A 26,113-nucleotide genomic window follows, 5' to 3' on the forward strand; every position below is an offset into this window, starting at 1 on the left:
CGCCAAACGCGCGGACCTCACCCGAGCCGGTACTCCCACCCCTCCGGCTGCCACTCGAAGTCCGCGGCCACCAGCTCGTGCACGCTGAGCCCGGTGCGCATCCGCTCCAGGGCCCGGTAGGTGGCGAGATGCCCGATGAGCAGGACCCGCCGCCCGTCCCACCGGCTCGGCAGGTCCGCGAGGAGCCCGGCGACGCGGTCGAGCGCCTGGCTGTGGCTCTCGCCGCCGGGGTACGGGCGGTCGACGTACTCGAGGCGGTCCCGCTTCACGTCGGGCGCCGGCGAGCCGTTGCGCGTGCCGAAGTCGCACTCCCGCAGCCGCCAGTCGTGCAGGACCGGGATGCCGCTGTCGCCGAACGCGATCTGCGCCGTCTCCACGGCCCGCCACAGATCCGACGTGAACACCGCGGCGATGCCGTCGTCCCGCCGCCGCCGCCCCATGTCGGCCGCGTTCCGCCTACCCTGCTCACTGAGCCGGCCGGGCAGCCACCCGGTCGCGAAGCCCCGCTCGTTGTCCTCGGTCAGCGCGTGCGTCTCGTACACGATCTCGATCGACACCGTGCGATCCTACCGAGGATGCGGCGGGTCAGTCGGTGTCGCTGGCGGCCAGGACGGCGAGGCGGCGCCCGTCCGGCGACACGACCGCCAGCCCGACGTCCCAGGCGACATCGTCGAACCAGTCGGTGGCGCCGGCGAAGGAGTGCCACGACGCGGCCCGGGCCACGGACTCGACGCCGGCCGGTGACGCGTCCGACGGGGCGCCCGCGAGCGCGGCGACCGAACGCCAGGCGAAGAGCCTGCCGTACGCGCCGAAGTCGCCGGCGTTGTACGCGCCGCCGGTGGACGCCGCGAGGAACAGCTGCCGCCAGGCCTGGTGTGCCGTGCACGGGCCGGGTTGCTGCCGCAGGCCGGGGACACTTTCCAGGCCGAGGCCGAGCAGGGTGGCGCCGACCGCGTCCGGGTGCAGGTCGCCGTCGAGCGCGAACGTCCGCGCCTCGACGCGCCCGTTGGACCAGTCCGCCCAGTTCGCCACCGCGGCGCCGAGCGCGGCGGCGTCGGCGTCCGTGGTGGTTTCCCGGGCCGGGACCGCCGGACCGTCGCCGGGAGCGGGTGGGACGGTGATACCGGCGGTGCCGTGGCTGCGGCCGTTGATGCTGTAGAACGGCAGCTCGGGCCGGCCCTCGAGGGGCGTCAGCGACCGCGGCAGCCAGTGCAGCGGATGCTGTCCGACCGGCCGGTGCTGGACCTCCGCGCCGCGCACCACCAGCTCGTGCAGCACGCAGGCGCGCAGCTCGTCGGACCCGGCGCCGTCCAGGACCGGGGCGAGGTCCGCGGGGGTGTGCGCCGAGGCGAGCAGGGCGGCCGCGAACCGGACCCGGCGCGGGTCCAGGGTCACCGAGATCAGCCGCAGCGCCTCGTCGACCGCCGGGGTCTGCAGTGTCAGCAGCCGCAGCATCCGGTCGAACGCGCTGTGGTACTGCCACGGCGGCACGGGCTGCCGGCCGTACCGCTGCCACATCGCGATCCCGAGATCCGCGACGAACGCGGCGTCGCCGGCGGTGAGCCGCCGCTCGGCGAGCGCCCACACGTCCTGCACGCGGTCCATGCCTTCGAGCCGGGCCGCGACGGCCTCGGGACTGTCGTCCATGCCGCGACTCTAACCAGCACAATGCACGGATGGATGCCGCGTTCGTACTGGTGCACAGCCCGCTCGTCGGGCCGCTGACGTGGGCGCCGGTGGCCGCGACGTTGCGGGCCCTGCAGCGGACCGCGGTGGTGCCGTCGCTGCTCGGGGCGACGGACGGGCACCCGCCGTTCTGGCCGCAGATCAGCGCGCGGGTCGCCGGGGCCGGGCTGCCGTCCGGCGCGCCGCTGGTCGTGGTGGCGCACAGCAACGCCGGCTACTTCGTGCCGGTGATCGTCGAGGCCCTGCGGGGGACCAGAAGGGTGGTCGCCGGCAGCGTGATCGTCGACGGGGCGTTGCCGGCCCGCACCGGCCCGACGCGGGTCGTCGCGCCGGGCCTCCTCGACCGGCTGCTGCCCAGGGTCGTCGACGGCCGGCTGCCGCAGTGGTCCGCCTGGTGGGACGAGGACCCCGGGCCGCTGTTCCCGGATCCGGAGACCCGGCGGGCCGTGGAGGCCGAGCAGCCGCGCCTGCCGCTGACCTACTACGACCAGCAGGTCCCCGTCCCGGCTGGCTGGGACAGCGGGCCGTGCGGATACCTGCGGTTCAGCGAGCACTACGAGCCGGCGGCGCGGGAGGCCCGCGACCGCGGCTGGGCCGTCGCGCACGTGCCCGGCCTGCACCTGCACCAGCTCGTGGACCCGGAGACGGTCGCCGCCCGGCTGGTCGCGATGACCGGCCGCTGGTGACGCTCAGCGGGCGCGGATCCGGTTGTTGCGGGCCTCGTGGGTCAGCTCCGCCAGGCCGAGCTCCTCCAGCAGCGGCGGCAGGTACATGCCGAACCGTCCGCGGTAGCCCTTGCGCAGCCCGTACCAGCCGCCCACCGGGTTGTCGGCGGCGCGTCCCCACGCCTCGACGGTGCCCTCGGCGGCGGGCTTGTTCTCGTCGGCGGCACCGAGCGGGACCCAGTCGCCCTGCGCCGTCAGCCACCCGTGCAGGTCCTCGATCGCCCGCAGCCGGTAGGTGAGCCGGGTGCTGCTGACCTGGCAGACCAGCGCCGGCGGGTCGGCGGCCTCGTCCCGGTGCATCGTGTACTGCGACGAACCGGGTGGGGTGCGCAGCACCCACGGGTCGTCCTTCGAACCGGTGGCCATGAGGCGAACTGTAGGCCGCCGCGGCCCGGGCCGGCGCGTCGAACGGGCGAGATGCACCCGTCGGTGCGCCGGATCGCCTCACCCGAGCCTCACCCGGCGCGATCACCGTGCCCAACCGGGGCGGGTGATGGAGGTGGGCACATTGATCTATCGTCGTGCGATGGTTGACGAATCGGACGAGATCGGCGTCCGGCAGGCGGTCGGCAGGCTCATCGAGCTCGGGCTGGTGACCGCAGATGCAGTTGCGGAGCATGTGACCCGTGAGGCCCTCGCCAGGACGCTCGGCTACTTCGGCCGGCCCACCTGGAACGGGGCATTGGGATTGCTCAGCGGTCTGGGCATGACATACGGCATGGACCACAAGACACTGCGGTACGCCTGCGAGGACGGCGTGGAGGCGTACGAGGACGAGCTCCGCTCCATCGCCGACGCCACCGGCGGCCTGATCACCATCACCGACGTGACACTCGTCAACGACGCGGACGACCACCTGCTGCAATTTCTCTGCAACGGGGCACCCCACGAGTGGACGATCCCACACGTGGACGACGACGAAGGCTTGGAGGCGCAACTGATCTTCGCCACCCACATTCGGGAGTTGACGGCCGATGGCTCGCCAGCAGAGTGGTGCCAGGTGCAATCGCCGCCGGACGGGTACGGGTTCTTTGCCGTCTTCGCCGACCAGGAGCTGCTGAACCAGTTCGGCGCGCCATATGGTCTGACCTTCGAGGATTGACAGCCGGCCGCATCCGACCCTGCCCCGAACCACCGCGATCGACCGCCGGGCCGACCAACCGCCACGGAACGCAACGGCGGTGGTGAGACCATGGATCGGTGATCTTCGAGGCTGACCAACGCATCGTCTTCATCGGCGACAGCATCACCGACTGCGGGCGGCGGGACGTGCGCGCGCCGTACGGCGACGGGTACATGAACCTGGTCCGTGCGCTCGTCACGGCCCGCTTCCCGGCCACCCCACTGACCTGGGTCAACCGCGGCGTCGGCGGCGACACCGTGCGCGACCTGGCGGCCCGGTGGGAGCGTGACGCCGTCGGCGAACGCCCCGACTGGCTGTTCGTGATGATCGGCATCAACGACGTGTGGCGGGCGTTCGCCGGCCAGCCCGACCAGGCCGTGCCGCTGGACGAGTACGAGGCCACGCTGCGCACCCTGCTGCGCCGGGCGGTCGACGCGACCGGGTGCCGGCTGGTGCTCGCCGACCCGTACCTCATCGAACCCGACCGCGCCGACCCGCAGCGCGCCGAGAGCGACCGGTACGCCGCCGTGGTGGCCGGACTGGCATCGGAACTCGGCGCACCGCACGTGACGACGCAGCGGGCGTTCGACGACGTCCTCGCGGTGTCGCCGCCGACGCTGTGGGCCGACGACCGGGTCCACCCCGACCTGCCCGGCCACGCGGTCATCGCCGACGCGTTCCTCCGCGTCATCACCGGCTGAGGCACACGCGGTGGGTCGCCTCTTCCGGGCGATGCGGTGACCGGCTGACCCCCTCGACGATCGGAGGCGGACGACTGCAGCCGAGCGGGAGGGGAAGCCACGGCATGAGCGGCTCCGGGACGCTGGCGGGGCAGGTGGTCGTCGTCATCGGCGGCAGCGCCGGCATCGGCCTCGAGACGGCCCGCCGCGCCCGTGCCGAGGGCGCCGACCTGATCCTCGCCGCCCGCGACCCGGACCGCCTGGCCCGCGCCGCGACCGAGGTCGGCGCCCGGCACACCGGGGCGTTCGACGCCACCGACGCGGTCGCGCTCGAAGGCTTCTTCGAGCGACTGCCGCGCACCGTCGATCACGTCCTGGTCACCGCCGGCCGGCCCTACTACGGCCGGCTCGCCGACGTGGACCTGGCGGCGGCGCGCCGCACCTCGGACGAGCACCTGTGGTTGCCGATCGCCGTTGCCCGGCACGCCCTCGGCCGGGTCCGGCCCGGCGGCACGCTGCTGTTCATGGGCGGCACCGGCGCCCGCCGCCCGGCGCCCGGGCTGCTGTTCGCGGCGATGGGCACCGCCGCGCTGCCCGCCGTGACCGCCAACCTCGCCCTCGAGATCGCCCCGATCAGGGTCAACCTCATCGCCGCCGGCTTCGTCGACACGCCACTGTCCGCGCGGCTGCTCGGCGACGACCTCGACAGCCGCCGCGCACAGCTGCGCGACACGCTGCCCATCCGGCGCGTGGTCCAACCGGCCGACGTCGCCGCCCTCGCCGTGCACCTCATGGTGAACGACGCGCTCACCGGCGGCACGTACGACATCGACGGCGGCCAGCAACTCCTCCCCAGCGGCTGACGCCTCGCCGACGCCGATCGCCACGATTATGTGGATCGACGCCGGCGGATCTGCGATACCGTGTGGGACCGCAGACCTTGGGGAGGCAACGGTGCTCGATCCGACCCAACCGTCCAGAATGGACGCGCTGATCCCGGCACCCGTCCACGCGCGCGCCGACCCCGCCGCCGACTTCGCCGTCTCCGGGGCGACCGCGGTGCACGCCGCCGAGGCTTCGGCGCCCGTCGCGGAGCTGCTGGCCGGGGAGCTGCGCGCCCTCACCGGCCACCCGGTTCCGGTCGTTGCCGAAGGAGCCGCACCCGACGGCGCGATCACGCTCGTCCTGGACCCCGCTGTCGGGCATCCGGAGGGGTACCGGCTGAGCGTCACGAACCGCCAGGTGACGCTGCGCGCCACCACACCGGCGGGACTGTTCGCCGGGGTCCAGACACTGCGGCAGCTGCTCCCGGCCGCCTCGGGCCCGTGGACCGTCGCCGGTGGGGAGATCCACGACCGGCCGCGGTTCGCGCACCGCGGCACGATGCTGGACGTGTCCCGGCACTTCTACACCGTCGCCGAGGTCAAGCGGTTCATCGACCAGATCGCCCGGTACAAGCTCAACGTGCTGCACCTGCACCTCACCGACGACCAGAGCTGGCGCCTCGAGATCCGCAGCTGGCCGCGGCTGGCCACCTATGGCGGCAGCACCCAGGTCGGCGGCGGCCCCGGCGGTTACTACACCCAGGAGCAGTACCAGGACCTGGTCGCCTACGCGGCGGGCCGGCACATCACCGTCATCCCCGAGATCGACGTGCCCGGGCACACCACGGCGGCGCTCGCCTCGTACCCCGAACTCAACGCCGGCGGGGTGGCGCCGCCGCTGTTCACCGCCCAGGGCAACGCGACCGGGTTCAGCTCCCTCGCCACCGACAAGGAGCTCACCTACCGGTTCGTCGACGACGTGCTGCGTGAGGTCGCCGCGCTCACCCCCGGCGACTACCTGCACCTGGGCACCGACGAGACGCACGCGACCCCGGAGGAGGGCCGCCTCGCGTTCATCGACCGGGTCCTGCCCATGGTCGCCCGGCACGGCAAGACGGTCATCGGCTGGCACGAGCTGCTCCGCTCGCCGGACCTGCCCGTCTCGGCGATCCCGCAGTACTGGGGCCGGGAGCGCAGCGACCCGCTGATGGCCGCCGCCGTCGCCCGCGGCCACCGGGTCCTGCTGTCCCCGGCGCACCGGGTGTACCTCGACATGAAGTACGACCTCAGCACGCCCATCGGCTACGAGTGGGCCGGCTACATCGAGGTCGCCGACAGCTACGACTGGGACCCGGGCACCTACATGGACGGCGTCGGTGAGCCGGCGGTGCTCGGCGTCGAAGCTCCACTGTGGTCGGAGACCCTGAACTCCTACGCCGACGTCGAATACATGGCGTTCCCGCGGCTCGCCGCCCTTGCCGAGGTGGCCTGGTCGCCGTGGAGCACCCACGACTGGGACGCCTTCGCCCGGCGGCTCGCCACGCACGGCCCCCGCTGGGAGGCGCAGCAGGTCAACTTCTACCGCTCACCGCAGATCCCGTGGAGCAGCTGATGCCCACCCCGGCGCGACCGGCCTCGACGACCCGTTCACCTGGCCGGCCGCGCACCGGACCGGCCTGCACCTCGGCACGAGGTTCACCGACACCGACGCCGACACGGTGCTCGCCGCGATCCACCACTACCGGCCTTAACCGGCCATCAACTCAAGCGTGTCGATGACCCGGTTGGCGAAACCCCATTCGTTGTCGTACCAGGCGACCACCTTGACGTGCCGGCCGGCGACGCGGGTGAGCGCGGCGTCGAAGACGGCCGAGGCCGGGTTGCCGGTGATGTCGCTGGAGACCAGCGGATCGTCGGTGTACTCGAGGATGCCGTGCAGCCCCCCGCCGGCCGCCGCACGGTACGCCGCCAGCACGTCGTTGCGGCTCACGGCGCGGGCGACCGTGGTGTTCAGCTCCACCAGCGAGCCCACCGGCACCGGCACGCGGATCGAGTCGCCGTCGAGCTTGCCGTCCAGCCGCGGCAGCACCTTGCCGATCGCCTTGGCGGCACCGGTCGTCGTGGGTGCGATGTTCACCGCGGCGGCGCGGGCCCGGCGCAGGTCGCGGTGCGGTCCGTCCTGCAGGTTCTGTTCCTGCGTGTAGGCGTGCACCGTGGTCATGAAGCCGTGTTCGATGACGGCCAGGTCGTCCAGCACCGACGCCAGCGGCGCCAGCGCGTTGGTCGTGCACGACGCGTTGGAGACGATGAGGTGCCGGTCCGGGTCGTACGCGTCGGTGTTGACGCCGAAGGCCAGCGTGACGTCGGCGCCGTCGGACGGAGCGCTCACCAGCACCCGCCGGGCGCCGGCGTCCAGGTGGGCCCGGGCGGCCTTGGCGGCGGTGAAGCGGCCGGTGGACTCCAGCACGATGTCGACGTCGAGCTCGGCCCAGGGCAGGGCGGCGGGGTCACGCTCGGCGTACACGCGGATGCGGCGCCCGTCGACCGTGAGATCGGCCCCGTCGGCGCCGACCGGGCGTCCGAAGCGTCCCAGCGTGCTGTCGTACTTGAGCAGGTGGGCGAGGGTCTCGGCGGGGGCCAGGTCGTTGAGCGCCACGACCTCGAGCTTGCTGTCGCGCTGCAGCAGGGCTCGCAGGGTGTTGCGCCCGATGCGTCCGAATCCGTTGATGGCGATGCGAGTCATGCACCGATCGTCGGCGCCGCGTCTCCTTCCCGAAAGTGGCTTGAGAGCCACCATGCGCAAGGATCTCGCCACCAAGATCAAGAAGAGAACGTGTTGCGGTACTCCGTCGGCGAGGTGCCGAGGATGCGCTGGAAATGCAGGCGCAGGTTGGCGGCCGTGCCGAGACCGACCCGGGCGGCGACCTGCTCCACCCCGAGGTCGGTGACCTCCAGCAGTTCGCGGGCGAGGTCGACGCGGGCGCGCAGCACCCACTGCATCGGGGTGTATCCGGTGTCCTCCACGAACCGCCGCGAGAACGTGCGCGCCGACACCCGGGCATGACGGGCCAGCGTCTCCAGGGTGAGCGGCCCGTCCAGCCGGGCCAGGGCCCACTCGCGGGTGCCGGCGAAGACGTCACCGAGCGGTTCGGGGACGCTGCGCGGCACGTACTGGGCCTGACCGCCGCTGCGGTAGGGCGCCGCGACCAGCCGCCGCGCCACGATGTTGGACAGTCCGACCCCATGATCCCGCCGCACCAGGTGCAGGCACAGGTCGATGCCGGACGCCGCGCCGGCCGAGGTCAGCACATCGCCCTCGTCCACGAACAGCACGTTCTCGTCGACCCGCACCAGCGGGTGCTTCCCGGCGAGGTCCCTCGTGTAGTGCCAGTGGGTGGTGGCGCGCTTGCCGTCCAGCAGGCCGGTCGCGGCGAGTGCGAACGCGCCCGTCGAGATCGCCGCGAGCCGGGTGCCGCGCCGGTGCGCGGCCCGCAGCGCGTCGACGACCGCGGCCGGCGGCTCGGTGGTGGCCGGCCGCCGGTAGCCGGGGATGAAGATCGTGTCGGCGTGCTCGAACGCCTCGACCCCCTCGGCCACGTGATACGACAGCCCGTCACCGCCGGCCACCAGCCCCGGCGCGGCGCCGCACACGGACACCTCGTAGGGCATGGTCGGCCGGCTTGCGAACACCTGCGCGGGAATGCCCACGTCGAGCGGCTTCGCGCCGTCCAGCACGAGCACCGCCACCCGATGATTCATGGCCAGAATGGTACCGATCGCAAGGATCACGCCAGCTCGCGGTTGACCTTGGACAATCTGACTGGTCCCAGGCAGTCAGATTGTCCAAGGTCAACCGCGCCGAGGGCTGCTAAGGTCCGCACATGTCAGGACCGGGGGCGCTGCTGGTCTCCGACCTGGATGGCACGCTCCTGCGACCGGACGAGACCCTGAGCGCGTTCACGGTCGGCGTGATCAACGACTACATCGCCGACGGTGGCCTGTTCACCTACGCGACAGCCCGGTCCTACGCCTCGGCCGCCCGCGTGACCGCGCCGTTGCGGCTGCGGCTTCCGGTGATGACGTACGGCGGCGCGATCGTCGTCGACCCGGTGACCGGTCGGGCACGTCAGGCGCGGTTCCTGCCGGCCGCGTTGGTCGAGGAGATGTTCCGGCTGACCGACGGTTCCCGGCTCGTGCAGCCGATCGTGTACGCCATCCGGGAGGGCCGGGACCGGGCCTGCTGGCTGGCCGACCGGGTCACGCCCGGAGTGGCGAACTACCTGCGCACCCGATCCGGCGACCCCCGGCTGCTGCCCCTGTCCGCCCGGGCGGACATCGATGTCGCAGCGGTGTTCTACGTCTCCCTGATCGGCGACCGGCAGCCGTTGCAGGAACTCTTCGAACAGCTCCCGGCCGCGCCGGACGGCTGCCACTTCGTCCTCGCCGAGGACATTTACGCGGCCGGGCAGTGGTGGCTGGAACTGACCGCCTGCACCAAGGCCGCCGCGGTCGCCGCGTTGAAGGCCGAAGTCGTCGCGGCAACGGTGACGTGCTTCGGGGACCAGCTCAACGACCTGCCGATGTTCGCGGTCGCCGACACCGCGCTGGCGGTCGCGAACGCCGCGCCCGAGGTCCGCGCGGCCGCCACCCGGGTGATCGGCGCCAACACCGACGACGGCGTGGCCCGCTGGATCGCCGCGACCGCCGCCCACGACGACGGCGTGCCGTAGCAAAGCCGGCGGCCGGGCGCATTGTCTTGCGATCTTGAGCACCATTACCGTATCGACGTGGCGCACCGCGTGGGTCGGCGCGGATTGGAGGTCGACGTGATGGCCGCCCTGGTCTACCACTGCGACCGGCTGGGTGTCTGATGGTGGTCCGGTTGCGCTTGCAGGTCATGGGCCCGTTACGGGTATGGCGGGGTGATGTCGAAGTCGATGCCGGCCCCCCCGCAGCAGCGGGCTCTGCTGGCACTACTGCTGGCGCAGCACGGCCGGCCGGTCGGACTGGGCGAGCTCGTCGACCTGATCTGGGTGACGGACCCGCCGGCGACCGCGGTGAACATCATCCACAAGTACATCGGTGCACTACGCCGCGTGTTGGAACCCGACGTGGCGCCGCGGTCGTCCGGGTCGTACCTGGCCCACCAGGGCAACGGCTACCGGCTGACGGCCGGTCCCGATGTGCTCGACCTGGCCGCCTTCGGCCAGTTGGTCACGACGGCGAAAGCGGCGGCCGCCGCTGGGCGGACGGGTGAGGCGCTCGATCGCTACGGCGAGGGCCTTGCAGCTGTGTCAGGGTCCGGCGGGCGGCGGCCTGGCGGACAACGCAGCTGCTGCGGCCGTCTTCACCGGCATCGACAGCCAGTTCGCCGACGCGGCGGTCGACGCCGCCGGTATCGCGGTGGCCGAAGGCCGTCCGGGCGAGGTGCTCGCGCCGCTGCGACTGGCTGCGGGCATGTTCCCGCTCCACGAACCCGTGCACGCGGGACTAATCGCGGCGCTCGCCGACGCCGATCGTCAGGCCGAAGCGCTGGCGATGTACCAGTCGATTCGTGCACGTCTCGCCGACGAGCTCGGTGTCGACCCGGGACGCGAGCTGCGCGAGACGTACCTGCGGGTGCTGACCCCGGTCGAGTTGCCGCCCACCGTGCCCACCGTTGTCGTCCCGGCCGAGCTGCCGCCCACCGTTCCTGTCCCGGCCCAGCTGCCGCCCGATCTCCCGCTGTTCGTGGGACGGCGGGCGGAACTGGCGATGCTCGACGACCTCGTGGCCGCGACGACCGACCGGACCGGCCCCCTGGTGATCGCGATGGACGGCATGGGCGGCGTGGGCAAGTCGACGCTCGCCGCGCACTTCGCGCACCGCGTCGCCCAGACGTTCACCGACGGCCAGCTGTACCTGGACCTGCAGGGCCACGAGGACGACGGCGAGGGCGTCCCGGTCGTCGAAGCCCTGCGCTCCCTGCTCTACGCACTGGGGCTGCGCGGTGCGGACGCCCCGGAGTCGCTGGAGGCGCTGGTGGGCACCTACCGCAGCCGCACGGCCGGGAAGCGGATCCTGGTGCTCTCGACAACGTCCGCGACCAGTCGCAGGTCCGACCGCTGCTGCCGGGCTCGGCCGGAAGCCTGGTGCTGGTCACCAGCCGCCTCCCGCAGGTAGGCCTGGCCGCCCTCGGCGGCGCCCGCCTCATCCGGGTCGACCTGCCCGACCGGCAGGTCGCCCGCACGATGCTCGAACGGCGGCTCGCCCACACCGACCGGGTCACCGGCGGCAACGCCGAGTCCCTCGACGCGATCGTCGAGCTGTGCGGGCGGCTGCCACTGGCACTGGCGATCCTGGGCGCCCGGCTCAGCGCCCGGCCGCGACTGTCGCTGGCGTCGGTCGTCGCGGAGCTGCGCGACGACGCCCACCGGCTGGCGGCGTTCCCCGGCGGGCGGGGTGTGCGGGACCCGCGTGCGACGTTTGCGTGGTCGTACCTCCAGCTGAGTCCCGACGCGGCCCGGCTGTTCCGGTTGCTGTCGGTCGCGCTGACCCCGGGGATCACGGCCGAGGCGGCCACGAGCCTGTCGGCGTGGGAGCCGCGACGCACCCGCGAGGCCCTCATGGAGCTGGCGGAGGCCGCGCTCGTGACAGAGGACGACCACGGCTGGTTCACCTCACACGTCCTGGTCAAGGCGTACGCGGAGGAGCTGTTCCGGGAAACCGAACTCCCCGCCGAGCGGGCGGCGGCCGTGAGCCGACTCCTGCAGCATTACCTGCACAGCGCGCTGCATGCCCAGTCCGAGCTGAAGAGCCACTTCCGGATCGAGCCGCCGCTACCTCCGCCGGACGGCGTCGTCGCCGAGCGGCAGGGCTCACTGGACAACGCCCACGGCTGGTTCGATCGGCACCGCGACGCGCTGTTCGAGGCCGTCCACGTCGCGGCCGAGGGCGACCACGGTGTCGCCCCTTGGCGGCTGGCCCTGGCCTTGCCGCAGTACCTGGAGAGTGCGGGCCTCCTCCGCGACTGGGAGGACGTCGTCCGTCTGGCGCTGCAGGCCGCCCGCGAGCACGGTGACGCGATCGGCGAGGCGCATCTGTGCCGCAGCCTCGCCGGTACAGGTCAGTCGCTCACCGAGCTTCAGCGGTTCGAGGAGGCGGTACACGCGTCGCGGCAGGCGCTCGACATCTGCCGCGACCTCGACCAGCGGACCGACGAACCGGTGATCCGGCACCTACTCGCGCGGAGCCTTGCGGGCATGGGCCGAGTCAACGAGGCGATCGCGGAATACACCACGGCGGTCCGGCTGGGCGGCGTGTTGGCGCAGGGACCGCTGCAGGTCTCGGCGCTCCGGGACCTGTCGAAGCTGCTGCTGTCGACGGGTGACGTGGCGGGGGCGCGGCGGGCATTCGACCGCGCCGTCGAGCTGATGGGCACATTCCAGGACGGCGGACCCGAGTTCCTGCAAGCCGACCTCGAGGAGCTCGCAGCACTGCTCGGCCAGCACCGCTAGGACGCCGGCAGCGACAGGAGTGGGCGGCGTCCTAGCGGTGCTTGCATTGGGTCCCGGTGAGGTCGCCCTCGAATGGTGATCCGGGACGGCCGCCCGTGTGCGACGGTGAGCGCTGTGACGACGCGCAACGTACGCTTCGCCGATGCGACGACCGGGACGGTCTCGATCGACCGGCCGGTCCTGCGTCACCCGGCCAATCCGGTCCTCACCGCGCGGCAGGTCAACGCCGTCTGGCGCGAGCCGCACCTCCAGGTGGTCACCGTGCACAACGCGGGCGCGGCGACGCTCGCCGGCCGGACCGCGCTGCTGTTCCGGTCGCACCTGCGCTGCGGGATCAGCGTGCTCGGGCTCGCCACCAGCGCCGACGGCGTGACGGACTGGACGGTGCACCCGCGGCCGGTGTTGTCGCCGGCGACCGAAAGCGACCGGTGTGTCGACGGCGTCGACTGGCAGCACCTCGTCGAGGTCGAGTCCGGCGGCGTCGAGGACGCCCGGATCAACCCCGTCGAGGACACGTTCGCGGTCACGTACAGCGCCTACCATGCCGGGATCCGCAATCGGGTGCGCGTGTCGCTCGCCCTCACCGACGACCTCGTCACGTTCACCAGGCACGGCCCGATGCTCGACCGGGACATGCGCAACGTGGTCGTGTTCCCGGAGCGGATCGGCGGGCGCTACGTCGGGCTGTTCCGGCCCAACGACGTCAGCCCGGGCGACACCGGCGGCGCGTACACGCAGGTCAGGATCGGATACACCGACGACTTCCGGACCGGGCCGTGGGAGGTCGCCGACGAGCCGGTGATGCGCACGGGAGCGGGACCGAGCGCCTTCTCCGACAAGATCGGGCCGGGCGCGCCGCCGGTGCGCACGCCGCACGGCTGGCTCAACGTCTTCCACGGCGTGCGCACGACGATGGACGGCAACCCGTACGTGCTCGGCGTCGCCCTGCACGATCTCGACGACCCGAGCGTGGTGCGCGTTTCCAGCATCCCGATCCTGTTCCCGTCGCGCGCCGACTGCCGGGTCCCCGACACCGACTACGTCCACGTGCCGAACGTGGTCTTCTCCTGCGGACTGGTCCGCGAGGACACCGGCACGATCGTCGTCTACTACGCCGGCAATGACACGGTCATGAACGTGGCCGTGACCCACGAGGACGTGCTGGCGGAGTTGTGCCTGCGCTACGGCCAGGACCCGCTGACCGGCAGGCTGCTGTACTCCCTGTGACCGCGTCGACGCCGGCCGGGACGTCGATGCCCGCTGTGCTGACTACGGGACGCCGTTGTCGTGGTGACGGCCGGCCGCCAGGCGCTCGGCGGGCGTCAGGTCGTCGTCGCGCATCAGCCGCACGGCGGTGAGGTGCTCGCCCACCGGGCAGTACTGCAAGCGCACCAGGCCGAGCCGGATCGCCTTGAACGACATCATCGGGATCCACGTCGTCATGAACAGGTGCCCGTCGCGGCACCGCACGATCACGTCCCGCCCGAACCGGTAGCCCTGCTGCTGCGACGTCCTTCGGACCCTGACGACCACCGCGGCGAGGATCACCACGGCGAGCAGGTAGATCAGGATCTGCGTCAGGGGGGACACCCATCGACCATACCGCCGTCGCCTCGGTGGAACATGCAGGTTGCCGGGTGCACCGGGAGCGCCCCGGCGGTGCTGCCGGGGCTTCCGCCCGCCCGGGCGGACCGTGACCTGCATGGAGTACAAGACTCCGAGTGCTGAGCACGCCGTTCAGGCCTCCCGTATGGCGGGGTTTTTGCGGATTGTCGTACCCGTCGATGCGTACGTACAGTCTGTTGACGGAGTCCTTACCGAAAGTAATTCGGGGAGGGTCAGATGAAGATTGACGTCCGCCTGGATCTGGTCGATGAGCAGCTCGAACGGGCGTGGCAGCTGTACTGCGTCGCGTTCCGCCACCTCAACGCGCTCACCGTGCAGCGCCATCTGATGTACAGAACCGAGTTCGACGACGTGATGACCGATCGCCGGATCGAGAAGTGGCTCGCCTACTCCGACGACGGCGTCATGCTCGGGCTCGCCACCTATACCAACCAGCTCAGCGCCTGGCCGCTCATCTCGCCGGAGTACTTCGCCCGCCGCTGGCCCGCGCACTACGCCGACAACCGCATCTGGTACTGCGGCTTCGTCGCCGTCCCGGGCCACGAGCACGGGGTGTTCGTCAAGCTCATCGAGGCGATGTACCGCCACGCCGAGGAGCACGAGGGCGTGATCTCACTGGACATCTGCCGCCACAACATCGAGGCCTACCGGCTGGACCGGGCGATCGGCACGTGGCTGCGCCGGATCTCCGGCGGCAAGGTCCGCAGCGAGGCCGCCGACTCGCAGACGTTCATGACCTACGAGACCGCACCGGGTCTGGAGAGCGCGGCGTAGCCGTCCAGCAGGATGTCGACGGCAGAAGTGAAGCGGGTGTCGAAGTCGAGGCCCGCGCGGGTGGTGATGATCTCGGTCAGGTTGGGGAACTGCGCCGGGTCCAGCTCGTCGGCGTGCTGGTCGAGGTCCGGTTCGGTGCCCTCGTGGCCGGGGGTCTGGCCGACCTCGGCGAGGGTGTGCCCGATGGTGAACGTGGCGATCACGTTGATCACGTCCATCGCCATGCCCAGCGGCAGGCCGGCGGCGCGCATCGCGGCCAGCCAGCGCTCCGACATCAGCAACGCGTCGGGGGAGTTCACCGGGCGGGTCGCGGCCAGCGGTAGCACCCCGGGGTGGGCGCGCAGCGCCGCCCGGAGGCCGTGCGCGAACTGCCGCATCCACGGCACCCACGCGCCGGCCGGTGGGTCCTGCAGGCCGGTGAACGCGAGCTGCATGACCCGGTCGACGAGCCCGTCCAGCAGCGCGCCCTTGTTCGGCACGTGCCGGTAGAGCGACATCGCCTCGACGCCGAGGTGCGTGCCGAGCTTGCGCATCGACAGCGCGGGCAGGCCGTAGGTGTCGAGGTACTCCAGCGCGCCGTCGAGGACGCGTTCGCGGCTCAGCCCCGCCTTGGCGCCGGTGCGGCGATCCGTCAACGCAACCCCCTTGACCATGCTTACGGTGTAAGCCACGATAGCAGCGGCAGGGATGCTTACGGTGTAAGCATCCGGCGGACCATCGTGGAGGACCCATGCTCGCGCTCGCGTTGACCCTGCTCCTGGCCGCCGTGGCCTACTTCCTGCTCGTCACGCTCGTCGACCTGTTCCCGCTGAACAACGTCCGGGACGCCAAACGCGAAGAGCAGCGCACCGAGGTCGCGATCAACGCGCCGATGATGACGCTGCCCGCGGTGCTGCTGGCGCTCGCGGCGGTGCTGTCCGTGCCCGCGCTCGGATACGTCGCCGGCGCCCTGGAACTGCTCTTCGCCGCCGGTGGCCTGGTGCTGTGGTGGATGCCGTACCTCATCGGCGTCGCCGCGCCGTGGGCGACCGCCGGCACCGGCACCACCTGGGCGGAGCTGCACGCCCGCACCTACGCGCAGACCCTGATCGTCCTGCCCCGCATCGGCGACCGGCCCCGGCCCAACCTCGAGCACATGATCCTGCACGGCCTGATGCTCGCCGGCGGCGTGTGCGCCGTCCTGGCGGCGGCGCGACTGTGACCGCGGCGTCCCGGGGGCATCGCTGCGCCCGCCCCCGGGACCGGCACCCGTCAGCTCGCGTAGGCCTTGACCTCCAGCAGGCCGACCGAGTTCGTGCCGTTGGACTGCAGCACGACCCGCAGCCGGGCGGTGCTCACCGGCGTGAAGGTGACCGTGATGTACGCGTTGGCGGTCACCGGGTACCCACTGGCGCCCGGCACATCGGCGTAGGCGCTGCCCGTCCAGTACTGCAGCTTCCAGCTCGACGGCAGGTCGATGCCCTGGTTGTCGTCGAACAGGTACACCTGCGCCCGCCGGACGGACACGGCCGCCGGCCAGGTCAGCTCGGCCCACTGCTGGCCGCTGTTCGGCCAGGTGCCCCACCGCGGGTTCACGGTGTCGTTCGACGACGGCGGGTCGATCCCGTCGTTGATCGCCGCGACCGACTCCCACGCCGAGGTGTAGGACGCCGACGCGACCGCCGACCGCGCGAGGTTGCTGTCCGGCTGCGGATTCCCGGTTCCCTTGATGAGGAACAGGTTGTCCGCGACGTTGTAGTACTGCGACAGGTACGACCCGGCCGGCGGGTTGGTGCTGTAGTAGTCGTCGTGGTTGCAGTCGAGCCGGTCGTCGTGGGACCGGTTCGTGCACACGGTCCGCACGACCACGTTGTCGCCGTCCTTGTAACACATGACGTCCCACTCGTCGGTGCAGTGGCCGTAGCCGGACGCGTTCGGCGCGTTGTTGTTGACGGCGCCGAGGGTGTGGCCGAGCTCGTGCGCGGCGACCCCGGCGGACCAGCAGCCGTTGTCGGCGCGGGCGTACTCGGGCCCGCTGTTGGACCGGTTCGCGTCGCTCTTGCGGGTGTCGCCGGCCAGGCCGCCGATACCGCAGTACACGTCTGTGTCGACGAACTGCAGGTACTTGCGGTCCGTCCTGGTGTACCCGGCGGCCTTGACGGCGTTGAGCAGCGGCGCCCAGTCGTTGGCGTTGAGCGCGGCGTCGGCGATCTGCACGTTGCGCACGACCGGCCGGCACGCGCCGTTGACGGTCTCGGTGACGTACCGGACGTGCCGCTCGCCGCCGGTCTCCTTGGCGCTCTCGTTGAAGATCGTGTCGACGCCCTCGGCGAGGGTCCGGAACGTCTCCAGGTACTGCGTGTAGCGGCTGGTCGAGCCGTGGATGTACAGGACCTCGACCCGGCGGCCGCTGGTCCCGTCGCCCTCGCACACGGCCAGGGACCGGGCGGCGGGCGCCGCGGCGGCGAGGGCCGGCACGCCGGACTTCACGGACAGCCCGGCGGGCGCCGCGTCGGGGCCGTGCGTGCACATGACCGGGCTGGTGCCCTTGACCTCCAGCAGGTTTGGTCCGCAGGGGCCGGCCGGGCGGCGCTGCAGCCCGTCGTAGACCAGGCCCTTGGCGGCATCGTTGGCGGGGAGACCGGCGGGGAGACCGGCGGGGAGACCGGCGGGGAGAACGGTGCGGACGGCCCGGTCACCGGCGAGCGCGGTGCCGGCGAAGGCGTTGAAGCCGAGGAGTCCGAGCGCGGCGGCGACCACGGCGGTGACCGCGACGGCGACCCGGGTGGTGCCGCCTCGGGCGGATCTGGGCATGGCGAAGCTCCCTTCGCGAGGGTTGCGGGGATCGATGCGACGGCCGGGGCGGCGGGCGGGCCGGGCCGGCGGCTGCGGTGCACGACCGCGCGCCACATCGACGAAAACCTTTTCGAAGAGTGCCAGGGCAAATCGTCAGATGTCAATCATGTGACAACGTGTGCCAAGACTTAAGCAGCACCAAAGCGCGCTGCGCGCAACCGAAAGGTTTTCGGGCGTGAAAGGTTCACCGAGTCCGGCGGATCCAGTCGACGGCCGCGGCCAGCGGGTCGGTGCCACCGGATTCGTCGGGCTGCAGCGGCCCCCGGCAGACGGTGTGATGGTGGTCGGCGAACCAGGCGACGGTCACGGACAGCCGGGCGCCGTCGCGCAGCGGATGTATCTCGTTCGCACTGGTCATCCCGGCCGTCTCGGACCCGAACGTCCGCACGTCCGGCCGGCCTCGGAACGCCACCGCGACGGCCTCGCCCGAGCTGCCGGTCCCGCCGTCGGTGAGGACGGCCACCGGGCCGCCCGGGTGGTGTGGTGCGACGGTGCGGGCCATTGTCCGGCTGTCGAGCAGGACCCGGCCCTGACGTAGCCGCCACACCTGGTCGGGGCCGGTCGGTGGCACGAAGTAACCGAGGACGCCGTCGGGCAGCAGCGACCCGATGACCCCGAGCATCGGCCACATGTTGCCGCCCTGGTTGCCGCGCAGGTCCACGACCCAACCGGACGGCCCGGCGGCGGCGAGGTCCCGCATCAGCTGGTGGCCGGTGTCGCGGTATCCGCGACCGCGTTCGCTGCAGGCGGGCAGACCGATCCGGGCGACACCGTCGATGACTTCCCCGCTGGGCAGTGTGCCGGTGCCCCACGCGCTGGCCGGACCTGGCCGCCGCAGCCCGCTGTGCGCACCGCCGGCCTGCTTCACCACGGTCCATACGGTGTCGTGGATGCCGGTGTACGACACCGCGCCGGCGCACGCGGCGACGGCTTCCGCGCGGACCGTGGGCCAGTCCACGGTGTCGCTGAACAACGCACGGCGTTCGACGATCTCCAGCGCGTGCAACAGGTACCGCCGCGTCCGCCGCTGCCGCCAGCCGTCGGTGATCGCCACGATGCTGTCTCCTACAGCGGATTTCGGCCGATGAAGGCGAGCAGCTGGGTCTGCGCGTCGGCGCCGTCGGGCACCTCGACGCGGGGGCCGTAGTGGCCGCTGCTGCGCAGCACCTCGTCCATCGGCAGCATGCCGGCGAGCATGACCGCGCAGCGGTGCGGGTCCAGGCGCTCGTCCTGGCCGGTGGCGCGGGCCAGGTCCCACGTGTGCAGGAAGACGTCGGCGGTGTAGAACTGACTGATCGCCGCGTCGAGCGGGATGTCGCCGATGTGCGGGTTGCTGAGCACCCGGTCGCCGCAGCCGGGGTCGTCGAGGACCGCCTGCACGGCGTCGGTGTGCACCTGCCAGGCCGCGACCGGGTCCTCGCTGACCTTCGGCCCCTTCGGCAGCTCGATGCCGGTGCCGGCCTGCAGGAACCCCGGGAACCACTCGACCAGGTGCCCGACGACGTCGCGGGCCACCCAGCCCTCGCACGGCGCCGGTGCGTCCCAGCCGTCGGCCGCGACACCGCGGACCCGGTCGGTGAACGTGCCGGCGATGCTGCGGTGCTCCTCCGCTGGCGTCATTGGGCCACCGTATCGCCCCGCACCGGCCGCCCGTGGCCCTTCGCGCGAATGGACGCGGTTTGATCAATGCCGGCCTGGGCACCATGCATCGTGATGGATGTCGCCGGAGCGCCGGCGACCGAGCGAAGGAGCTGCCATGCCCTGGGTCAGAGGACACTACGCCAGGCCGCCGCGCAACGGCCGGTCACCGCTCGGCCTCGGCGCGATCCTCGGCATCGCGGTCGCCATCTTCGTCGTGATCTACCTCGTCACCCGCTGAGGCCTTCAGCCGATCTCGATGACCAGCGCCTGATCGTCGCGCAGCGCCGCGACCTGATCGCGCAGCAGGGTCAGCGTCTCCTCGACCGCGATGGGGGACTCCTCGAACGAGCCCCCCATCTCGTCCAGGTAGTCGTCGAACGCCGCCTGATCGAACGTCGCGACGTCCAGCCGCGGCAGGTGCGCCTGGTGTTCGGCCGTGAGCACGAAGCGCATGCCGTCCGCCGGGTCCGGCAGGACCTCGTCGTACCGCGACCGCGACACCGGCACGTCCTGCTCCTCCTCCAGGAACAGCAGCAGGTACAACATGAAGTACCCAGACCAGTGGAACGCGTCGCGCAGTTCCAGGTCGTCCGGTGCGTGACCGGACTCGGCCAGGGTGCGGACGTCCGGTTCGCGGAGCACGTACAGCGAAGCGATCGACGACATCGACGTAGCGTATGCACCACCTGACCGCTGGGGCGCGCAGACCCCGGCCGACGACGCCTGCTACCACGAAACCAGGAAGAACGTCATTGCCACAGACACGTCGGTGCTGAGCCGCGCCTGGCTCGACACGGCACACCGGAAGTCCCTCACCGACCCGACGCCGATGCACGTTGTCCGGGTGCGCCGCGGCCGCCAGGACACCGCCGTAGCCTATGGTTCCGACGGTGCAACGGGTGAGAGGACGCGGAAATGGATGCCGGGCCGCCGAGCCTGATCGCGATCGACCACGATGACTACCACGCCGAGCACGTCGGGCGGACCGCCGACGGCAGGCAGTTCTTCCTCACCACGCCGTTCGAACCGGCCTTCGCGGGCAAGGACGACGGCCAGGAGTTCGTCGCGCTCTACCTGTTCGACGGGCACGGCGCGCTGGTGGCGGCGAAGATCGACGCCTTCGGCCCGCGGGCCTTCGTGGACGACGAGGCGCGGCGCGCAACGTATGAGGCGCGGCTGCGGGAGCTCGGCGACGTCACCTTCACCCGCATCGAGATCGCGCCGTTCGCGGTCGAACGGTTCGGCACGACCTTCGGCCTGATCCCCAGGCCGCCGGAGGAGGCGACGACGGGTGGTACGTCACGCTCGAACCCGGCGACTACATGGGCTTCGCTGAGCCGTGGGACAGCGGCGACTACGACACCTGAGTGGCCGGCCAGGCGACGGGGTCGATCGCGAGCCACGGCGCGACGGCCACGGCGGCCGGGGTGAGGCCGGCGAAGGCCCTGGCGTCGCGGTGCAGGTGGGACTGGTCGACGTAGCCGCACCTGGCGGCGACGTCGGCGCCGGCGTGACCGGCCGCGAGCAGGTGCGCGGCCCGGTCGAAGCGCACCAGCCGGGCGGCGCGCTTGGGGGTGATGCCGAGCTGGGCGCCGAACCGTGACCACAGCCGCTTGCGGCTCCAGCCGACCTCGTCGGCCAGGTCCTCCACCCGCAGGCGACCCCGGCCGGCGAGCGTCCGCCGCCAGCTGTGCGCGACCTCCGCGTCGACCGCCGGGCGGGCGCGCAGGCGCCGGGCGAGGATCTCCACCGCGATGCCGAACCGTTCGTCCCACGACGCGGCGACCCGGAGCCGGTCGACGGTCCGCCCGGCGTCGTGGCCCCAGACGTCGTCGAGGGGCACCACCGCACCGCTGAGCGCCGCCGGGGCGCCGAGGATCGCGGCCGCGACGGCCGGGTCCAGCCGGATCTGCAGGCACGCCCCCGCCCGGCCACCGGTGCGCAGGTCGCCGGGGGCGAGCCCGACGACGACGCTGCCGTGCTGGCGGCGGCCGCGGACGTCGTACACGAGCCCGCCCTCGTTGCTCAGGTCGAGCAGGACCGTGACGGATGGGTGGGGGACCATCGCGATGTCGACGGGCCCGGCCCCGTGGGCCTCGAACCCGGCCATCCTGACCCCCGGCAGCCGGTCCGGCGCGCCGGGGACCGCGACGGCCATCCGCGACCAGTCCGGTGGTGTCCCGTTCGGCGGCACGGACCCAGCTTAAAGCGTTGCCGCCGCCGTGAACTGCAGCAGCAGCCGGCTGGTCGCCTCGGGCGCCTCGAGCATGGGCAGGTGTCCGACCCCGGGCAGCAGCTCCACCCGGGTGTCGGGCAGGGCGGCGTACCGCTGGGCCGAAGCCGGTTCCCAGCGCGGGTCGGCGGCGCCGAAGATCACCAGCAGCGGGACCCGCACCGCGGCGAGCCGCTCCGGCACACCGCGGGCGGTGATGTACTCGGCGTTGCGCCGCAGCACCGTGCGGAACGTCCGGTATCCGGTGCCGCGCAGGTCCGCGACCAGGTCGTCGGGGACGTCGATCGGGCGCACGGCCGTCGCGCAGAGCCCCTTGCGGATCATCGCGTCCGAGCGCCGCGACCACAGCAGCGGGCCGAGGGGCGGGGACAGCAGGGCCCGCAGGATGAGCGGCTGCGGCAGTAGCGCGTCGAGGCTCGGGCCGCAGCTGATCAGCGTGATCGACCGCACCAGGTCCGCGCGCTGCTCGGCGAGCGCGGTGGCCACGTAGCCGCCGCTGGAGTGCCCGGCCACGGCGAGCCGCCGCAGGCCGAGCCCGTCGAGCAGCGCGGCCACCTGGCCCGCCTGGGCGGGCACGGCGTAGGACGGCGCGGGTGGGGACTGGCCGCAGCCCGGCAGGTCCACCACGATGACGTGATGCCGGGCGGCGAGCGCCGCGACCATCGGCCGCCAGGACGCGCCCGAGGCGCCCGACCCGTGGAGAAGCAGGAGCGGCGGCGCGTCCCGCGCCCCCTCGTGAACCACATGCAGCTCGCTCATGCCCGAAAACGATGCCGGGGCGCCGCGCGCGCGTCTTGGACAAATGTCAGCGGCGGGGCCGGCGGGCCGTCGCAAGTTAAGTGAAATACCGGCGCTGCGGCCGAATCCATCGGCAATCTACGATGTCCGCAGGTCCTGGTGGATGGCGAAGGGCGAAACCATGTGGAGAACCCGGCGGATCGCGGTGGCGCTCGCCCTGACCATGACCGCGGCGGGTGCCGCGGTCGTGCTGACCTCGACGGCGGCGGTGGCCGCCGATCTCTCGGTGAGCCAGGCCCTGGCCGCGCAGGACGGCCGGTCGGCGTCGGTCGTCGGCTACGTGGTCGGGCAGCCGACCGCCACGAGCACCGTCCTGCGGTCCGGGTTCACCGGTGACACCGCGCTAGCCCTCGCCGACACGGCGAGCGAGACCGGCACCACCCGGATGCTGTACGTGCAGATCACCGCCGCCTACCGGGCCTCGTTCGGGTTGCAGTCCAACCCGTCGCTGATGGGCCGGCGGCTCGTCGTGGCCGGGCAGCTCACGGCGTACTTCTCGCACGGCGGGCTGAAGTCGCCGACCTCGATGAGCCTCGCCGGCAGCACGCCGACCACGACCCCGACCGGCGGCCCGACGCCGACCGGGCCCGTCGAGACCTACTACGCCGCGGCGGCCGGCAAGACCGGGACCGCGCTGCGCTCGGCGCTGCACGGCATCATCAAGGTGCAGACCAAGATCACCTATGATCAGGTGTGGGACGCGTTGAAGGACACCGATCAGGACCCGAACAACGCCGGTAACGTCATCCTGCTCTACTCGGGGCGGTCGCAGAGCAAGACGACGAACGGCGGCGGCGCCAACGACTGGAACCGTGAGCACGTGTGGGCCAAGTCGCACGGCGACTTCGGCACCGCCACCGGGCCCGGCACCGACGTGCACCACCTGCGCCCCGAGGACGTGTCGGTGAACGCCGCGCGGGGCAACAAGGACTTCGATCTCGGCGGGTCGGCGGTCAGCGAGGCGCCGGGCTGCCTGACCGACAGCGATTCCTTCGAACCGCGGGCCGCCGTGAAGGGCGACGTCGCCCGTATGATCATGTACATGGCGATCCGGTACGAGGGCGACGACGGCTGGCCGGACCTGGAAATCAACAACTCCGTCGGCAACGGGTCGGCGCCCCGCATCGGCAAGCTGTCAATCCTGCTGCAGTGGCACCAGCAGGATCCGCCGGACGCCTTCGAGAAGCGCCGCAACGAGCGGATCTACGCCGCCTGGCAGCACAACCGCAACCCGTTCATCGACCACCCGGAATGGGCCGCAGCGATCTGGGGCGCCTGAGTGCCGACCGCGGACTGGTTCGCCCAGTTCGCCGCGGGCGAGGCGCGGGGCATCTCACCGGTGTACGAGCGGCTCGCCCTGGCGGTCAGCGGCGACGACGTGCTGCTGGGGCTGCTCGAGTCGGTGCCGCCGCCGAAACGGCAGCCGAACCTGCTGTTCGGCGTGGTGCGGCTGCTCGGCGGGCCGGTCGACGACCCGGCCGCGTTCCACGACTTCACCGTGGCGAACTGGGCGGCGGTCGAGGCGCAGCTGCGGATCCGGGCCACCCAGACCAACGAGGTCGGGCGCTGCGCGCTGCTGCTGCCGGTCCTGGCCGGGTTGCCGCAGCCCCTCGCATTGCTGGAGGTCGGCGCCTCGGCCGGGCTGGGGCTGTTCCCGGACCGGTACCGCTACCGGTACGGCGGGCACACCGTCGGCAACGGCGGGCCGGTCCTCGAGTGCGACCTCACCGGGGCGCCGCCGCCCGCCACGCTGCCCCGCGTGGTGTGGCGGGCCGGGCTGGACCTCAACCCGCTCGACGTGACGGATCCCGCGGACGCGGCCTGGCTGGAGGCGCTCATCTGGCCCGAGCACGACCACCGGCGGGAGCGGCTGCGGGCGGCGGCCGCGCTGGCCGCGGCGGACCCACCGGTGCTCGTGCGCGGCGACCTCGTCGACGACCTGCCGGGCCTGGCCGCCCAGGCGCCGCCGGACGCGACCCTGGTCGTGTTCCACACGTCGGTGCTGTACCAGGTGCCGGCGCCGCGCCGGACCGCGTTCATCGACCTGGTCCGCGGCCTGCCGGGGCACTGGATCTCGGTCGAGGGGGCCGACGTGGTCCCGCACCCGGAACTGCCGGCGCCGCCGGGCACCGAGCTGCACAACGTGCTCGCGCTGGACGGCACACCCCTGGCCTGGACCCGGGCGCACGGGCAGGGAATGACCTGGATCGGAGCACAAGTTAGGCTCCCCTGACTCATCCGGCCGGAAGGACGTCAGTGGCGCAGCGCGGGACCGACCCATGCCGTTCGTGAACGCCGGCGCCGTGACCCTGCACTACGAGGAGGCCGGCAGCGGCGACGCCGTCGTGCTCGTCCCCGGCACCGGCGCCGCAGGCCGGACCTGGCGGCTGCACCAGGTGCCGGCGCTGGTCGCGGCCGGATACCGGGCCATCACCGTCGACAACCGGGGCGTGCCGCCCAGCGACCCGGCCGGACCCGGCCTCACCGTCGCCGACCTGGTCGCCGACACCGCCGGGCTGGTCGAGCGGCTCGCCGGCGGGCCGTGCCGGCTGGTCGGCTCCTCGATGGGCGCGCACATCGTGCAGGAGCTGCTGCTGACCAGGCCCGACCTGGCCACCCAGGCGGTGCTGATGGCCAGCCGTGGCCGGCCCGACGCGTTCTCCCGGGCGCTCGCCGCCGCCGAGCAGTCGCTGCACGACCAGCGCGTGCAGCTCCCGGCCTGCTACGACGCCGCCATGCGGGCGATGCAGAACCTGTCGCCGCGCACGCTGCAGGACGAACAGGCGGTGCAGGACTGGCTCGACATCTTCGAGATGTCCGCACCGGACGTGACCGACCCCGGCGTCCGGGCGCAGCTCGACGTCGACGTGCGCAGCGACCGGCTCGGCGCGTACCGGCGGATCACCACCCCGACGCTGGTGCTCTCCTTCGCCGACGACCTGGTCGCGCCGGCCGCCCGCGGGCGGGAGCTCGCCGCCGCGATCCCCGGCGCCCGATACACCGAGATCCGCGACGCCGGCCACTACGGCTACCTGGAGCAGCCCGAGGCGGTCAACGCCGCGATGCTGCGGTTCTTCGCCGGGGACCCGCGCTGACGGCCGTGCCCGGTCAGCGCACCACGAGCTGGACCAGCAGCAGGTGGTTGGCGTGGGTCTCGACCTCGAACATGCCGGTGCGGTCGGCGCGGAACTCCACGGTCGCCGGCCGGCCGGCCTCGAGGGTGGCGCGCTGGTCGTAGCCGTGGACGTGCAGCTCGTCGGGCACGTCGGAGGTGACGGTCAGCCGGATCGTGCTGCCCTTGCCGACCTCGACCCGGCCGACCGGCGGATCGACCTTCCCGCCGGTGATGGAGACGCTGATCGACCGGTCCTGCGCCGCCGTCCCGCCCGAGCCGTCGCGCAGCAGCAGCGCGACGACGGCGCCGGCGGCGATGAGGATGGCGACGGCGACGAGCCGGTAGACGGCGTCCCGGGACCGGGCGGGTGCGGCGGTTGAGGGCACGGCAGGTTCCTTACGCGAGCAGGGGCGGAGGCCCCGGTGCGCCGCACACCGAAGGCCGGAACGTCCGCCCGGCCGCCGAGCCGGAACGCGAACGGGGATCACTGTAGCGGCCCGTCCGCGCTGCGGCGAGGGGTCAGGTGGCGGGCCCGTCCTCGCCGCCGCGTCACGTGG

General features: G+C 72.5%; 30 protein-coding genes and 1 pseudogene. 17 read left to right on the top strand and 14 right to left on the bottom strand.

Annotated features, from left to right (window positions below; genetic code table 11):
• Positions 1-17 precede the first annotated feature (17 nt).
• Positions 18-557, bottom strand: coding sequence for a histidine phosphatase family protein (locus tag ACFPIJ_RS44175; RefSeq protein ID WP_380125040.1), 540 nt, complete (start codon positions 555-557; stop codon positions 18-20).
• A gap of 28 nt (positions 558-585) precedes the next feature.
• Positions 586-1,647, bottom strand: a complete 1,062-nt coding sequence (locus ACFPIJ_RS44180; protein WP_380125042.1) for a DUF6183 family protein — start codon at positions 1,645-1,647, stop codon at positions 586-588.
• 29 nt (positions 1,648-1,676) lie between these two features.
• Between ACFPIJ_RS44180 and ACFPIJ_RS44185 the strand changes: the two genes are divergently transcribed.
• Entirely contained in the window at positions 1,677-2,372 is a 696-nt protein-coding gene (locus ACFPIJ_RS44185; protein ID WP_380125044.1) for an alpha/beta hydrolase, read from the top strand.
• Positions 2,373-2,375: 3 nt separating this feature from the next.
• On the opposite strand, the gene ACFPIJ_RS44190 is transcribed toward ACFPIJ_RS44185, so the two are convergent.
• Positions 2,376-2,777, bottom strand: coding sequence for a DUF6855 family protein (locus tag ACFPIJ_RS44190; RefSeq protein ID WP_380125046.1), 402 nt, complete (start codon positions 2,775-2,777; stop codon positions 2,376-2,378).
• Positions 2,778-2,910: 133 nt separating this feature from the next.
• Here ACFPIJ_RS44190 and ACFPIJ_RS44195 point away from each other — a divergent pair, with 133 nt between their 5' ends.
• The 4 genes from ACFPIJ_RS44195 to ACFPIJ_RS44210 all read left to right on the top strand — a co-directional run bounded on the left by ACFPIJ_RS44195 (position 2,911) and on the right by ACFPIJ_RS44210 (position 6,650).
• Entirely contained in the window at positions 2,911-3,513 is a 603-nt protein-coding gene (locus ACFPIJ_RS44195) for a hypothetical protein (RefSeq protein WP_380125048.1), read from the top strand.
• A gap of 98 nt (positions 3,514-3,611) precedes the next feature.
• A complete protein-coding gene (locus ACFPIJ_RS44200; RefSeq protein ID WP_380125049.1) occupies positions 3,612-4,235 on the top strand; it encodes an SGNH/GDSL hydrolase family protein in 624 nt (207 codons plus the stop codon).
• 104 nt (positions 4,236-4,339) lie between these two features.
• Positions 4,340-5,077 (top strand): SDR family oxidoreductase, encoded by a 738-nt coding sequence (locus ACFPIJ_RS44205; protein WP_380125051.1) that lies wholly within the window; start codon positions 4,340-4,342, stop codon positions 5,075-5,077.
• 91 nt (positions 5,078-5,168) lie between these two features.
• Entirely contained in the window at positions 5,169-6,650 is a 1,482-nt protein-coding gene (locus ACFPIJ_RS44210; RefSeq protein WP_380125053.1) for a beta-N-acetylhexosaminidase, read from the top strand.
• A 135-nt stretch (positions 6,651-6,785) separates the two neighbouring features.
• On the opposite strand, the gene gap is transcribed toward ACFPIJ_RS44210, so the two are convergent.
• The gene (gene gap / locus ACFPIJ_RS44215) at positions 6,786-7,781 is read right to left on the bottom strand and encodes a type I glyceraldehyde-3-phosphate dehydrogenase (RefSeq protein WP_380125055.1); all 996 of its coding nucleotides are present in this window, start codon (positions 7,779-7,781) and stop codon (positions 6,786-6,788) included.
• Positions 7,782-7,858: 77 nt separating this feature from the next.
• Positions 7,859-8,797, bottom strand: coding sequence for a GlxA family transcriptional regulator (locus ACFPIJ_RS44220; protein ID WP_380125057.1), 939 nt, complete (start codon positions 8,795-8,797; stop codon positions 7,859-7,861).
• Positions 8,798-8,919: 122 nt separating this feature from the next.
• On the opposite strand from ACFPIJ_RS44220, the gene ACFPIJ_RS44225 reads away from it, so the two are divergent.
• The 5 genes and pseudogenes from ACFPIJ_RS44225 to ACFPIJ_RS44245 all read left to right on the top strand — a co-directional run bounded on the left by ACFPIJ_RS44225 (position 8,920) and on the right by ACFPIJ_RS44245 (position 13,761).
• Positions 8,920-9,768 (top strand): HAD hydrolase family protein, encoded by an 849-nt coding sequence (locus ACFPIJ_RS44225; RefSeq protein ID WP_380125059.1) that lies wholly within the window; start codon positions 8,920-8,922, stop codon positions 9,766-9,768.
• Positions 9,769-9,975: 207 nt separating this feature from the next.
• Positions 9,976-10,146: pseudogene (locus tag ACFPIJ_RS44230) on the top strand (winged helix-turn-helix domain-containing protein); the annotation flags it as partial.
• Between the two features lie 175 nt (positions 10,147-10,321).
• Complete coding sequence (locus tag ACFPIJ_RS44235) at positions 10,322-11,200, top strand: AfsR/SARP family transcriptional regulator (RefSeq protein ID WP_380125061.1); 879 nt, start codon at positions 10,322-10,324, stop codon at positions 11,198-11,200.
• Entirely contained in the window at positions 11,170-12,534 is a 1,365-nt protein-coding gene (locus ACFPIJ_RS44240; protein ID WP_380125431.1) for a tetratricopeptide repeat protein, read from the top strand. Before ACFPIJ_RS44235 ends, ACFPIJ_RS44240 begins: the two co-directional genes overlap by 31 nt.
• A gap of 114 nt (positions 12,535-12,648) precedes the next feature.
• Positions 12,649-13,761, top strand: coding sequence for a glycoside hydrolase family 130 protein (locus ACFPIJ_RS44245; protein ID WP_380125063.1), 1,113 nt, complete (start codon positions 12,649-12,651; stop codon positions 13,759-13,761).
• Between the two features lie 42 nt (positions 13,762-13,803).
• On the opposite strand, the gene ACFPIJ_RS44250 is transcribed toward ACFPIJ_RS44245, so the two are convergent.
• Complete coding sequence (locus ACFPIJ_RS44250) at positions 13,804-14,124, bottom strand: hypothetical protein (protein WP_380125065.1); 321 nt, start codon at positions 14,122-14,124, stop codon at positions 13,804-13,806.
• Between the two features lie 252 nt (positions 14,125-14,376).
• Here ACFPIJ_RS44250 and ACFPIJ_RS44255 point away from each other — a divergent pair, with 252 nt between their 5' ends.
• Positions 14,377-14,934, top strand: coding sequence for a hypothetical protein (locus ACFPIJ_RS44255; RefSeq protein WP_380125067.1), 558 nt, complete (start codon positions 14,377-14,379; stop codon positions 14,932-14,934).
• Here the strand turns inward: ACFPIJ_RS44255 and ACFPIJ_RS44260 are convergent.
• On the bottom strand, positions 14,898-15,587 hold the full coding sequence (locus tag ACFPIJ_RS44260) for a TetR/AcrR family transcriptional regulator C-terminal domain-containing protein (protein WP_380125069.1): 690 nt from the start codon (positions 15,585-15,587) through the stop codon (positions 14,898-14,900). The genes ACFPIJ_RS44255 and ACFPIJ_RS44260 overlap by 37 nt on opposite strands.
• Before the next feature lie 77 nt (positions 15,588-15,664).
• On the opposite strand from ACFPIJ_RS44260, the gene ACFPIJ_RS44265 reads away from it, so the two are divergent.
• Positions 15,665-16,135 (top strand): hypothetical protein, encoded by a 471-nt coding sequence (locus tag ACFPIJ_RS44265; RefSeq protein ID WP_380125071.1) that lies wholly within the window; start codon positions 15,665-15,667, stop codon positions 16,133-16,135.
• A gap of 50 nt (positions 16,136-16,185) precedes the next feature.
• Here ACFPIJ_RS44265 and ACFPIJ_RS44270 read toward each other — a convergent pair whose 3' ends face one another.
• From ACFPIJ_RS44270 to ACFPIJ_RS44280, 3 genes are all read right to left on the bottom strand, one after another.
• Positions 16,186-17,727 carry a DUF7402 domain-containing protein gene (locus ACFPIJ_RS44270; protein WP_380125073.1) on the bottom strand — a complete coding sequence of 514 codons (1,542 nt, stop codon included), beginning with the start codon at positions 17,725-17,727 and terminating at the stop codon, positions 16,186-16,188.
• A gap of 226 nt (positions 17,728-17,953) precedes the next feature.
• A complete protein-coding gene (locus ACFPIJ_RS44275) occupies positions 17,954-18,823 on the bottom strand; it encodes a S41 family peptidase (protein ID WP_380125075.1) in 870 nt (289 codons plus the stop codon).
• 11 nt (positions 18,824-18,834) lie between these two features.
• Entirely contained in the window at positions 18,835-19,389 is a 555-nt protein-coding gene (locus ACFPIJ_RS44280; RefSeq protein WP_380125077.1) for a TIGR03086 family metal-binding protein, read from the bottom strand.
• Positions 19,390-19,525: 136 nt separating this feature from the next.
• On the opposite strand from ACFPIJ_RS44280, the gene ACFPIJ_RS44285 reads away from it, so the two are divergent.
• Complete coding sequence (locus ACFPIJ_RS44285) at positions 19,526-19,648, top strand: hypothetical protein (protein WP_380125078.1); 123 nt, start codon at positions 19,526-19,528, stop codon at positions 19,646-19,648.
• 5 nt (positions 19,649-19,653) lie between these two features.
• On the opposite strand, the gene ACFPIJ_RS44290 is transcribed toward ACFPIJ_RS44285, so the two are convergent.
• Entirely contained in the window at positions 19,654-20,076 is a 423-nt protein-coding gene (locus ACFPIJ_RS44290) for a hypothetical protein (RefSeq protein WP_380125080.1), read from the bottom strand.
• Positions 20,077-20,325: 249 nt separating this feature from the next.
• Between ACFPIJ_RS44290 and ACFPIJ_RS44295 the strand changes: the two genes are divergently transcribed.
• Positions 20,326-20,841, top strand: coding sequence for a hypothetical protein (locus ACFPIJ_RS44295; protein WP_380125082.1), 516 nt, complete (start codon positions 20,326-20,328; stop codon positions 20,839-20,841).
• Here the strand turns inward: ACFPIJ_RS44295 and ACFPIJ_RS44300 are convergent.
• Together ACFPIJ_RS44300 and ACFPIJ_RS44305 are read right to left on the bottom strand one after the other, a co-directional pair.
• A complete protein-coding gene (locus ACFPIJ_RS44300; protein ID WP_380125084.1) occupies positions 20,765-21,604 on the bottom strand; it encodes a helix-turn-helix domain-containing protein in 840 nt (279 codons plus the stop codon). The two genes, ACFPIJ_RS44295 and ACFPIJ_RS44300, sit on opposite strands and share 77 nt — an antisense overlap.
• A gap of 9 nt (positions 21,605-21,613) precedes the next feature.
• A complete protein-coding gene (locus tag ACFPIJ_RS44305; RefSeq protein ID WP_380125086.1) occupies positions 21,614-22,402 on the bottom strand; it encodes an alpha/beta fold hydrolase in 789 nt (262 codons plus the stop codon).
• Positions 22,403-22,562: 160 nt separating this feature from the next.
• Between ACFPIJ_RS44305 and ACFPIJ_RS44310 the strand changes: the two genes are divergently transcribed.
• From ACFPIJ_RS44310 to ACFPIJ_RS44320, 3 genes are read left to right on the top strand one after another with little or no spacing between them, the layout of a single operon-like run.
• Entirely contained in the window at positions 22,563-23,720 is a 1,158-nt protein-coding gene (locus tag ACFPIJ_RS44310; protein WP_380125088.1) for an endonuclease, read from the top strand.
• Positions 23,721-24,674 (top strand): DUF2332 domain-containing protein, encoded by a 954-nt coding sequence (locus tag ACFPIJ_RS44315; protein ID WP_380125089.1) that lies wholly within the window; start codon positions 23,721-23,723, stop codon positions 24,672-24,674. It abuts the gene before it with no gap.
• 46 nt (positions 24,675-24,720) lie between these two features.
• Entirely contained in the window at positions 24,721-25,536 is an 816-nt protein-coding gene (locus ACFPIJ_RS44320) for an alpha/beta fold hydrolase (RefSeq protein WP_380125091.1), read from the top strand.
• 13 nt (positions 25,537-25,549) lie between these two features.
• On the opposite strand, the gene ACFPIJ_RS44325 is transcribed toward ACFPIJ_RS44320, so the two are convergent.
• On the bottom strand, positions 25,550-25,942 hold the full coding sequence (locus ACFPIJ_RS44325) for a cupredoxin domain-containing protein (RefSeq protein ID WP_380125093.1): 393 nt from the start codon (positions 25,940-25,942) through the stop codon (positions 25,550-25,552).
• Positions 25,943-26,113 lie beyond the last annotated feature (171 nt).

It is taken from the genome of Dactylosporangium cerinum (assembly GCF_042653625.1).
GTDB classification, from domain to species: Bacteria; Actinomycetota; Actinomycetes; order Mycobacteriales; family Micromonosporaceae; genus Dactylosporangium; species Dactylosporangium cerinum.

What these genes read in the sequence shown, in the direction of transcription:
- ACFPIJ_RS44180 (WP_380125042.1), bottom strand. Translation starts at nt 1,647, where the DNA reads ATGGACGACAGTCCCGAGGCCGTCGCGGCCCGGCTCGAAGGCATGGAC.
- ACFPIJ_RS44185 (WP_380125044.1), top strand. Translation starts at nt 1,677, where the DNA reads ATGGATGCCGCGTTCGTACTGGTGCACAGCCCGCTCGTCGGGCCGCTG.
- ACFPIJ_RS44190 (WP_380125046.1), bottom strand. Translation starts at nt 2,777, where the DNA reads ATGGCCACCGGTTCGAAGGACGACCCGTGGGTGCTGCGCACCCCACCC.
- ACFPIJ_RS44205 (WP_380125051.1), top strand. Translation starts at nt 4,340, where the DNA reads ATGAGCGGCTCCGGGACGCTGGCGGGGCAGGTGGTCGTCGTCATCGGC.
- gap (WP_380125055.1), bottom strand. Translation starts at nt 7,781, where the DNA reads ATGACTCGCATCGCCATCAACGGATTCGGACGCATCGGGCGCAACACC.
- ACFPIJ_RS44220 (WP_380125057.1), bottom strand. Translation starts at nt 8,797, where the DNA reads ATGAATCATCGGGTGGCGGTGCTCGTGCTGGACGGCGCGAAGCCGCTC.
- ACFPIJ_RS44225 (WP_380125059.1), top strand. Translation starts at nt 8,920, where the DNA reads ATGTCAGGACCGGGGGCGCTGCTGGTCTCCGACCTGGATGGCACGCTC.
- ACFPIJ_RS44255 (WP_380125067.1), top strand. Translation starts at nt 14,377, where the DNA reads ATGAAGATTGACGTCCGCCTGGATCTGGTCGATGAGCAGCTCGAACGG.
- ACFPIJ_RS44260 (WP_380125069.1), bottom strand. Translation starts at nt 15,587, where the DNA reads ATGGTCAAGGGGGTTGCGTTGACGGATCGCCGCACCGGCGCCAAGGCG.
- ACFPIJ_RS44265 (WP_380125071.1), top strand. Translation starts at nt 15,665, where the DNA reads ATGCTCGCGCTCGCGTTGACCCTGCTCCTGGCCGCCGTGGCCTACTTC.
- ACFPIJ_RS44270 (WP_380125073.1), bottom strand. Translation starts at nt 17,727, where the DNA reads ATGCCCAGATCCGCCCGAGGCGGCACCACCCGGGTCGCCGTCGCGGTC.
- ACFPIJ_RS44280 (WP_380125077.1), bottom strand. Translation starts at nt 19,389, where the DNA reads ATGACGCCAGCGGAGGAGCACCGCAGCATCGCCGGCACGTTCACCGAC.
- ACFPIJ_RS44285 (WP_380125078.1), top strand. Translation starts at nt 19,526, where the DNA reads ATGCCCTGGGTCAGAGGACACTACGCCAGGCCGCCGCGCAACGGCCGG.
- ACFPIJ_RS44290 (WP_380125080.1), bottom strand. Translation starts at nt 20,076, where the DNA reads ATGTCGTCGATCGCTTCGCTGTACGTGCTCCGCGAACCGGACGTCCGC.
- ACFPIJ_RS44295 (WP_380125082.1), top strand. Translation starts at nt 20,326, where the DNA reads ATGGATGCCGGGCCGCCGAGCCTGATCGCGATCGACCACGATGACTAC.
- ACFPIJ_RS44305 (WP_380125086.1), bottom strand. Translation starts at nt 22,402, where the DNA reads ATGAGCGAGCTGCATGTGGTTCACGAGGGGGCGCGGGACGCGCCGCCG.
- ACFPIJ_RS44310 (WP_380125088.1), top strand. Translation starts at nt 22,563, where the DNA reads ATGTGGAGAACCCGGCGGATCGCGGTGGCGCTCGCCCTGACCATGACC.
- ACFPIJ_RS44320 (WP_380125091.1), top strand. Translation starts at nt 24,721, where the DNA reads ATGCCGTTCGTGAACGCCGGCGCCGTGACCCTGCACTACGAGGAGGCC.